Source organism: Terriglobia bacterium, assembly GCA_020073205.1.
In the GTDB taxonomy this organism is placed as follows: Bacteria; Acidobacteriota; Polarisedimenticolia; order Polarisedimenticolales; family JAIQFR01; genus JAIQFR01.
This window is the reverse complement of sequence record JAIQFR010000055.1, coordinates 18,423-27,641: the sequence shown is the minus strand read 5'-3', so window position 1 is coordinate 27,641 and position 9,219 is coordinate 18,423. Positions and strand designations below refer to the sequence as shown.

6 protein-coding genes are annotated in these 9,219 nt (G+C 61.2%); all 6 read right to left on the bottom strand.

Going from position 1 to position 9,219, the window contains the following annotated elements; translation table 11 throughout:
* On the bottom strand, positions 1-374 hold a 374-nt coding region (locus tag LAO51_12450), incomplete at its 3' end, for a type IV toxin-antitoxin system AbiEi family antitoxin domain-containing protein (GenBank protein ID MBZ5639548.1).
* Between the two features lie 358 nt (positions 375-732).
* Positions 733-1,251: an SHOCT domain-containing protein gene (locus tag LAO51_12445; GenBank protein ID MBZ5639547.1), complete on the bottom strand. Its 519-nt coding sequence runs from the start codon at positions 1,249-1,251 to the stop codon at positions 733-735.
* Positions 1,252-1,572: 321 nt separating this feature from the next.
* Positions 1,573-2,289 carry a M48 family metallopeptidase gene (locus LAO51_12440; GenBank protein MBZ5639546.1) on the bottom strand — a complete coding sequence of 239 codons (717 nt, stop codon included), beginning with the start codon at positions 2,287-2,289 and terminating at the stop codon, positions 1,573-1,575.
* Positions 2,289-5,420 (bottom strand): HsdR family type I site-specific deoxyribonuclease, encoded by a 3,132-nt coding sequence (locus LAO51_12435; protein MBZ5639545.1) that lies wholly within the window; start codon positions 5,418-5,420, stop codon positions 2,289-2,291. The genes LAO51_12440 and LAO51_12435 overlap by 1 nt, the downstream gene beginning before the upstream one ends.
* A complete protein-coding gene (locus LAO51_12430; GenBank protein ID MBZ5639544.1) occupies positions 5,417-6,700 on the bottom strand; it encodes a restriction endonuclease subunit S in 1,284 nt (427 codons plus the stop codon). Before LAO51_12430 ends, LAO51_12435 begins: the two co-directional genes overlap by 4 nt.
* Positions 6,691-9,090: a type I restriction-modification system subunit M gene (locus LAO51_12425; GenBank protein ID MBZ5639543.1), complete on the bottom strand. Its 2,400-nt coding sequence runs from the start codon at positions 9,088-9,090 to the stop codon at positions 6,691-6,693. Before LAO51_12425 ends, LAO51_12430 begins: the two co-directional genes overlap by 10 nt.
* Positions 9,091-9,219: the final 129 nt, after the last annotated feature.

Sequence of the window (9,219 nt, the reverse complement as noted above, 5' to 3'; positions counted from 1 at the left end):
AAGCGATAGATGCGGAGCGGCGGCCACTCGAGCCGGGGCCGAGCCGTTCCGCGCGGGAGGGCGATGCTCACCTCGTGGGGAATCTCTGTCGTAATCCCGTGAAAGTCGAGCGCGGACACGAGCGCAATCACGGCCTTGGGGATGCGGGAGGCCACGGTGACGAGGTCGGGCTCGGCCAGGGGCGGAAGTTCGGCCAGACGGTAGATCCCACGGCTGACGCGATCGACAACCCCGGCGTCCCGCAGGGCGTAAAGGTCGCGTGGATGCACGCCGGCCCCCAGGGCCTTCGCGGTCCGCAGCATCCCGCCGGCATGGCGGAAGGCCGCGATCACCCTCCTTTTTCCAGGAGATTTCTTCATCACTGGATAGAACATACATCACTTATTCACAAGTGTCAACATTTTTATCCAGATTATCAGGACTCCTCGGAAGCTGCTCAGCAGCGTCGGTGGACAAAACGTCGGGGGGTATGCGCTCTCCTCGCCCGCGTCCTCAACCTCCTCCACATCCCGACGAACGTCGTCCGCAATCAGGAGCGGATCCTGCGGAGCGAGGGGTGCGAGTTCTTGCGGGGGAGCGATTCGACGGGAGAGACCCTCACGAGAATCACCGCGCTGCTGGCGGCGGAAACGACCGAATCGTTCCTCGTCGAGCCGGGCTCTCCAGCGGCCGGGCGGACGATCCGCGAGACGGCGCTTCGCGAGAGAACGGGGGCCTCGATCGTCACGGTCGTCAGTATCGCTCCAGAATCTCCTTCTTCTTGCGCTCGTACTCTTCCTTTGTAATCAACCCACTGTCTAAGGCTTTCTTCAGGGCCTCCAGTTTCTGGACGATCTCGACAGGTTCGATAGCGCTCGTTGGCGTACCCGAAGAGTCAGCTTTGGCCGAGAATGTCAGTTCGTTAGAAACAAGCGCCGTGGAGACTCCGCTTACGCCGTTGTAAGCCACGGATTCGTAGAACTTCGAGGAGTCATAGACCGCTCGTACCGTGCCCCGTTTTTCCGCCAGCTCGTTCGAGATTCTCTGGAAGACGGACTTCGCAACGGGAAGAAGCTCGGCCGACTTGTCCAAGAAAGTGAACGAAGCATACTTCACAGTGAGGCGAACGGAATCCGCCCCGGCATCGCTGACGAAGTAAGATGTCTTGTGGTCATAAGATATCCAGGCATCCGGCGCAATGTCAATTGGCGGTGTGACGGTTCCGCAAGCCACAGTCAGAAGCAAGACCGCGAGCAACAGAATTCTCATCATCGTGTACCTTTCTATTTCGAGACCAGCGGCGCACACTTGCCGCTTCTTGGGGCGGCTCGGGGCTTTCTTGCAGCTAAGACCAAGAAACCTCAGCGACCAGAATGCCAGACGAATGAGCCGATGGGACGTAACCAGGGTTTCCCGGGATATGATCTCAAGGTGCTGGATTACCAGGGGCTACATTTCGCTATGAGGTGTCGTTCCTCGTCTTAGACTCGGCGCTTGCCAATCGGCTTTCCGGCCGCCCGCGTCTGACTCGCACCTGCCTTCGCTCGCCGCATCCGAGTGCTGCCGGACACTCGGGTCATGCACTCAATCGTTTCAGTACATCCACTCCTCATTCGCCAATGGCCGACGATTCAGTTCATCCCGATGAAGGCGCCACTGCGGTAGAAACTGGTCCATGCAGGCGCGGAATCGGTCGTTGTGGTGACGTTCTAGCAGGTGGACGAGCTCGTGCACCACGACGTACTCGAGGCATTCGCGCGGCTTCTTGGCGAGCTCCGTGTTGAGGCGGATCGTCCGCGCCCTTCGGTTGCAGCTCCCCCACTTGGTCCTCATTCGCTGTACGTAGAACCGCTCCACCCGCACGCCGAGCCGCGACGCCCATCGGCCCAGCAGCGGCGGCACGGCCGCCTTGACCTGCTCCCGGTACCACTGATCAACGAGGGCTTCCCGATGGGCCGCAGATGTCCGCGGTCGCACCCGTAGGAGCATGCGGCTGTGCTTCAGCTCGATGCCGGGGGGCTCATCGATCTCGGAAACCGCGAGCAGGTAGCGCTTCCCCCACACGTAGTGGCTCTCCCTGTCGAGATAGTCGCGAGGCGTCTCGCGCTCTTGTGCCCTGAGCCTCGTCTGCTGTCGTCTTATCCAATCCAGCTTCGAAATGGCGAACACGCGAAGGGTGTCGATGCTCATGCGTTTGGGAGCCGAAATGCGCACCCGACCCGCTGGGGGATAGACGCCAAGGTGGACGTTCTTGATGTCCTTCAGGAACACGTCCACCGCAATGTCGCCGAGCATGATTCGCGACCGCATCAGTACTCGCCTTGCGCCTTGATGAGCACGAAGATACGCTCCACCTCCGCCTTGTCGTGCAGGATCTCGTACAAGGCAGCCTTGATGACTTGCTCGCGCGCCTGGACTCCGCGCCATCCATCCGGCCGCACGCGCTTGACGGCCGCGTCGATCGTGAGGGCCAGTCGCAGCCGCGAGTCGCCGGCGACCGCGTACTGGGGGCGAGGTTCCTTCGGGTCGGCCCCCCGCGCTGGTGTCGGCTCCGCCACCTTCAGGTTGTTGTAAAGCGCCCGGAGCGCCGGGCTTCTCTTCAACTGCTCGGGCGCGTCTTCCGCGACCCCGGCTTCGACCCTCCTCGCCAAGTCCGCGATGCGTTTCAGGTATTCCTCGTACTCGATGGCCTTGGCCTTTCGGGCCGTGATTATCTCGTCGAGCAGCGCCGACATCTTCTCGTAGTATGCCGGGTCACTCAGTTGCTCCTTGATGATCTTGCGGCGGACGTTGTTCTCGATCGTCTCGGCGATGGCGCTCTGGTTTCCCCTCAAGGCACCGAGCTGCGATGTGATGGCATCGGCGATGCCGGTCTTCACGATCAGCTCCAGCAAACCCATCTTGTCGAAAGGGGAGATCTTCCGCGGCTCGTCCGCCTCGATGTAGGTGTCGATGAGGTGGCGCATGTCGGCCTCGTAGGCCTTGAGGTCGAGCGATTCGCCACTTGCCTTGCGGATGATCTCGCGCACGTTCAGGTCGGTGTCGAGCTGCTTCTTGATACGGCTGATGTCGGCGACGTCGTACCCGGCGGACTCCAGTTCGTCCGCGATGTTGGCGTACGCCCGCACCAAGGCGACGGTCGCCTTGTAGAACGCCACACGCTGCGGCTCCCGTTCCTTCAGGTCGGCCGGTATCTCCGTGTTTCCGCAGAAGTAGTGGATGTACTCCAGCTCCCCCTTGGGCGGATCGACCGGCTCGCACAGCAGGGCGGCGGCCTCCAGCGCGATATCGAGCCGCTCCCTGCCCTTATTGAGCCGGTCCTGTAGCAGCACTTCCGGGTCCACGCCGCCCGTGCTGCGGTCCAGCTCGGAGGTGTAGACCGCGATCGCATTCTCCACCTTCCTGAACAGGTCCTTGTAGTCGACGATGTAGCCGAAGTCCTTGTCCTCGCCGTCCAGGCGATTGACGCGGCAGATGGCCTGGAACAGGCCATGGTCCTGCATGGACTTGTCAATGTAGAGATAGGTGCAAGGGGGCGCGTCGAAGCCGGTGAGCAGCTTGTCCACCACCACCAGCAGCTTCATGTTCGCCGGCTCCTTGGTGAACAGTGCCTTGGCGCGCTCCTCGTAGGTTTCCGTCTTGGTCATTCCCGGCCTGGCTTCGACTTCCTTCAGCAACTCGTTGTAGGTGTTGTAGATGAACTGCCTGTCGGTCTCCGTGTTAGCGCCGGTTTCCTCCAGCGTGACGTCTCGTGCCAGCGGGTTGTAAGACGTCACCACCGCGCATCTACCCTTGAAGGGCGTCTTCTGCAAGAGTTCGAAGTACTTGCACGCATCGAAGATGCTGGAGGCCACCAGGATGGCGTTGCCCCGCTCACTGGAAAGGCGCGGCTTCACGCTGAAGTCGAAAACGATGTCGCTTACCACCCGCTCCATCCGTGACTTGGAGCTGAGCACGTGCTGCATCGTGCCCCACTGCTTCTTCAGCTCGTCCTTCTGCCAGTCGTTCAGCCCCTTGGTCTTAGCCTCGAACCAGGCATCTATCTTGTCCTCAGAGCCGAGCCGCTGGTCGATGTCCCGCGCTTCGTAGACGAGGTCGAGCACGACCCCGTCCTCCACGCCCTCGCTGAACTTGTAGGTGTGAATGTAGCCGCCGAAGACCTCCAGGCTCGTCGCCCTGTCCCTCGCGAGCAAAGGCGTTCCGGTGAAGCCAATGAATATCGCGTTGGGCATCATGGCCTTCATCACCCGGTGCAGCTTCCCACCCTTGTCGTGCGTGCGGTGGCACTCGTCCACGAACACGAACACCTCGCCCACCGTCGGGCTCGGATGGGCTTCCATCTCCTTGATGAAGGCGTCGAAGTCGTCCACGTCCTTGCGGCCGAACTTGTGGACCAGTGAGCAGAGGAGACGCGGCGTGGCCTGGCCGAGCAGACTCATCAGCTCGCGACCGCTTCCCGTCCGCTTGATTGCCTCACCAGCCTCCGTGAAGACGCGCTCGATCTGCTTGTCCAGCTCGTCGCGGTCGGTGATGATGGCGACGCGGGCGTTGGGGTTGTTCTCCAGGAGCCACTTCGCCAGCAGCACCATCACGATGCTCTTGCCGCTCCCCTGCGTGTGCCAGATGATGCCGCCCTTCTTCTCGCGCGCATGCTCCTGCGCGGCCTTAATGGCGAAGTACTGGTGCACTCGCGGCAGCTTCTTCACTCCGCCGTCGAAGAGTACGAAGTCGTGCATCAGCTCCAGCAGCCGGTCTTTGCGGCACATCTTGAGCAGGTACTTGTCCAGCTTGAAGCGGCTGTCGTCCGCCTCGTCCTCCTTCCACTTCAGGAAGTACTTCTCCGGCGTTCCGATGGTGCCGTACTGCAATCCCTCGGAATCGTTGCCGGCGAAGATGAGCTGCACCGTGCTGAAGAACCAGGCGTTGAATTCCGGCTGTTGGTTCGAAAGGTTCTGCCGAATGCCTTCGCCGATGCTCACACGACTATTCTTCAGCTCCAGCACGCCGACGGCGATGCCATTCACATAAAGCACGATGTCTGGCCGCCGGTCATGGTTCCCCCTCAGCGTCACCTCCTCGGCGATGGCGAAGTCGTTCTTTTCGGGCTCCTGCCAGTTGAAGAGGTGAACCGTCTCCGTCACCTGGCCCGCCTCGGCCTTCACGGGCACGCCGTAACGCACCAGTTTGTAGACGGCCTGGTTGTTGCCGTAGAGCGTGCGACTGTGGCTGTCCGCCTCGGTGCGAAGCTTGTGGAGGGCGACGCTGATTTGCACCGCCGCGTATCCGCTCTTGGCCAGCCATGCCGAGAGCGGACCTTCCTCGACGTTGCTGTTGCTGTTACGGTCGGTCCAGTCGCCGAGGTAGCGGTAGCCCAGTTCATCGCGGAACAGGGCGATGACCCGGTTCTGCGTGGCACGTTCGGGTTGGCCGACGGTGCTCATACCAGCCGAATCCTCCCGGTCAGCACCTCCTGCAGCATGCCCTGTTTGAGCGCGCGGGCTTTCTTGAGCTGCGACTCCAGCGCGGCGATTTCCCCGTCCATGTCGCTCAACGCCTCGGCGATGGCCTCTTGCTCGGCCTTTTGCCGTGGAAGGGGAATAGAGAACGAGTTGAGGCTCTTGTTGGTGATCTGGTTGATTGTCGCGCCTAGGTGTTCGTGGATCTGCCTCTTGAGTACGGCGGACTGGAACTGGTGATGAACAAATCGGTAGGCAGGAGTCCGAAAGACGGCCATGAAGGCACCGAACGTCATGCCCTTGGCATGCTCATCGAGCAGAGCGCACTTGCCAATGAGTTCACGACTTCCGTTGCGAACGCAAATGAGAATGTCCCCGACTCTGACCATGATTCTCTCGGGCACCTCCATGTCGACGAATACGTTGTCATCGAAACAGAGAGAACCCTCTTGAATGTTCGAGGACCGGAGTACGAGAATGCCGTCGGACCGGACGTCGGTAGGCTTGTAGGTGAGACCAATTAAGGATTCGCCGATATCCCCAAGGCTCTTCGCCTCCCAGTCTTCCGGAATCGCCCCCACCTCGGTCTGCTTGAAGCCGGGGTTGGTTTCGAACCCCGGCAGACGCTTCTTGCCCGTTAGCAAGTTCTGCATAGCGCCTTGCTGGAGTTGGCGTTTCTTCTTGAGAAGTTGCTCAAGGGACTCGATGAGGGCATCCGCGTCGCTCAACGCCTCGGCAATAGCGTCTTGCTCGGCCTCTTGAGGAGGCCACGCCAGTTGCAGCCTATGGAACCGACTCACACCTAGGTGCGCTACAGAGGTGGTTTGCAGGGCAATTCTGGTGAATACACCGCTCTTCTGGCAATGTCTGAACAATTGAGCAGCAAAGCCTGCTGAGACGCCAACTCGCGCCCGAAAGCGAACGAGCTGATTCTGGATAGCACAGGGCTCGGGGTACTCGTCCTCGTATATTGCACATCTGCCAACCAGCTCAAGGCTCTGTCCCTCGTTCAGCAAAACGTCACCGTGTCGGAGGCGATATCGTGAAAAGTCGGCTTCCGTCATCGGCATCCGAAGCACATCATTCAGATTGATTCGACCGTCGAATACGTTTTTCGTGCGGAGATAGGGCCTTTGCTGGCCCGCTCCCCTTGCGGCCAACGCCTTACCCGCTCGGACATCGCCCATTGTGCCGACAGGTCTTACCTCCCAATCTTCCGGAACTACCCCCACCTCGGTCTGCTTATAGCCGGCCTTCACTTCCATGTGAACCCCATCCTCTTCAGGTGGCGGTTCACCTTGGCTTCCAGCTCGGCCACACGGCCGACCATCTTCGGCAGCGGAGTCTCGTAGCGCTCGGCCAGCTCCTTCACGCGATGGGTAAGCTGCTGGCTTACGCGGTCCATCTCGCCGTGGATGGCGGCATCGAGCGCCGCGAGCCACTTGTCGTCCACCACCAGCGTCTTGACGTCGGACTCGGTGAGCTTCGGATACTTAGCGTAGGCTTGGGCGTCGAGCGCGACCTCGGCCTCCTTGAGGCGTTTCTTGAGGTCGGCCTCTTCGGTGTTGAGCTTCTGCCAGTCGTTCAGCACAGCGGCTTCGTCTTTCGCGTCCTTGTCGCCTTCTATCTCCTTCAGCCGGGCGGCGACGTTCGCTTTGTTTACCTTCTCAAGGTCGGCGAACGCCCCATCCTCGATGCCGTATTCTTCTTCCATCTCGGTGAGGCAGGCGGTGACGCCCTCAAGTTCGCCAGCGAGTTTCTCGACGGCCGCCTGCTCCTTGGCGAAGTAGCGGGCGACGATGAGGGCCTTGGGGATGAGGTCGCAGGTCCATCCCTTATCCCTCTCCTTGCCCTTCTTGTCCTTCTCGATGATGCGGGTGGTCTCGGCCTTCCAGCCGTCGTCGGCAATCAGGTAGCAGTCGTCCTGCATGGTCTCGGCCCAATAGTCCATCAGGTGCTGATAGATGTCATACGGGTCGATGAGCGGCTTGCCGGCGTAGTGGGTAAGCAGGCCCTCGGCAAGCGCCGCGATGACCTCCTTGGGATGACAGCCTGCCTCCAAGGCCTTGAGCGTCGGGGCGCTCGCCTGGCGCCATACGGCGAAGTGGGCGTTCATGCCGCCGATGAAGGTCGTGAACTCGGGGTGCTCGTAGATGGCGGACTTGATGGCCGACTTCTCCACGCCAAGGTCGAGGTAGCCAGGCCGGGTCTCTTTGAACAAGGACCGCCGGAGATTCGGGCAAACGGTCCAGTAGCGCTCCAAGGCATCGACATCTACGACGGGGAGGCCGCCCTGCAGGTGGCCCGTGATGTCCTGAAAGTCCTCGGGTGTCTGACTGTCGATGTAGCGCGGCAGGTTGAGGTTGAAGTCGTTCTTCTCAATTTCCTCGACGGAGACCACACGAGAGTACTTTGGGAGTTCCAGCCGCTTGTTGAAGACATCCACAATCTTGTGGATGTCCTGGGCGCGTAGGCGGTTCTTGGGGCCGTCCTTCATGAAACCGCCGCTGGCGTCAATCATGAAGATGCCCTTACGAGCGTGGGAGTCCTTCTTGTCGAGGACCACAATGCAGGCGGGGATGCCGGTGCCGTAGAAGAGGTTGGCGGGCAGGCCGATGATGCCCTTGATGTAGCCCTTGCGCACCAGGGAGCGGCGGATGTCCGCCTCGGCGTTGCCCCTGAACAGCACGCCGTGCGGCAGGATGCACGCACCCCTACCGGTGCTCTTTAGGGAGCGGACGATGTGCAGCAGGTAGGCGTAGTCGCCCTGCCTGGCGGGCGGCGTGCCGAAGGGCTTGAAGCGTTCGAAGGGGTCGTCCAGCGGATTAAGGCCGGTGCTCCAGCGCTTGTCAGAGAAGGGCGGATTGGCGACGACGTAGTCGAAGGTCTTCAGGGTGTCGCCGTCCTTGAACTTGGGATCAGCCAGCGTGTTGCCCTGCACGACGAGTGCGGTCGGGTTGTTGTGCAGGATCATGTTCATCCGCGCGAGGCCGCTGGTGGCGGCGTCCTTTTCCTGTCCGTAGAGCGTGACGGCGGTGCCGGCCGCGTCGCCAACCTTCAGGAGCAACGAGCCCGAGCCGCAAGTGGGGTCGTAGACGGTAGTGGCGGCGCTGGTCTTCGCGGTACGGATGCCGAGAATCTGCGCCATGATGCGGCTGACCTCGGCCGGGGTGTAGAACTGGCCTTTGCTTTTGCCACTCTCGGTGGCGAAGTGCCGCATCAAGTACTCGTAGGCGTCGCCCAGGATGTCGTCGCCCTCGGCTCGGTTCTTGGAGAAATCGAGGGCCGGGTTCTCGAAGATGGCGATGAGGTTGGTGAGCCGGTCCACCATCTCCTTGCCGCTGCCGAGCTTGGCGGCGTCGTTGAAGTCCGGGAAATCCGAGAGCTTGTTGGCGTTGGCCAGCGGGGCGATGATTTTCTTATTGATTTGGTCGCCGATGTCGCTCTTGCCCTTGAGCGCGACCATGTCCTTGAAGCTGGCGCCGGGCGGAATCGTGATTGGCGCGTAAGGCTGACCGGCGTACTTGTCGCTGACGTACTTGATGAAGAGCAGGACGAGGACGTAGTCCTTGTACTGGCTGGCATCCATGCCGCCGCGCAGTTCGTCGCAGCTGGCCCAGAGGGAGGAGTAGAGCTCGGACTTCTTCAGGGCCATTCGTCTACAACTCCCGAGCGGTGAACTCGCATCGAAGCTTGACGAGAGCGAGAACCCCTGGCGGCCGGTACGCCGCCTCGCGTGCGCGGCCCGAGATCGCCAAGAACGTATGGACCCCTGGTCGAAACC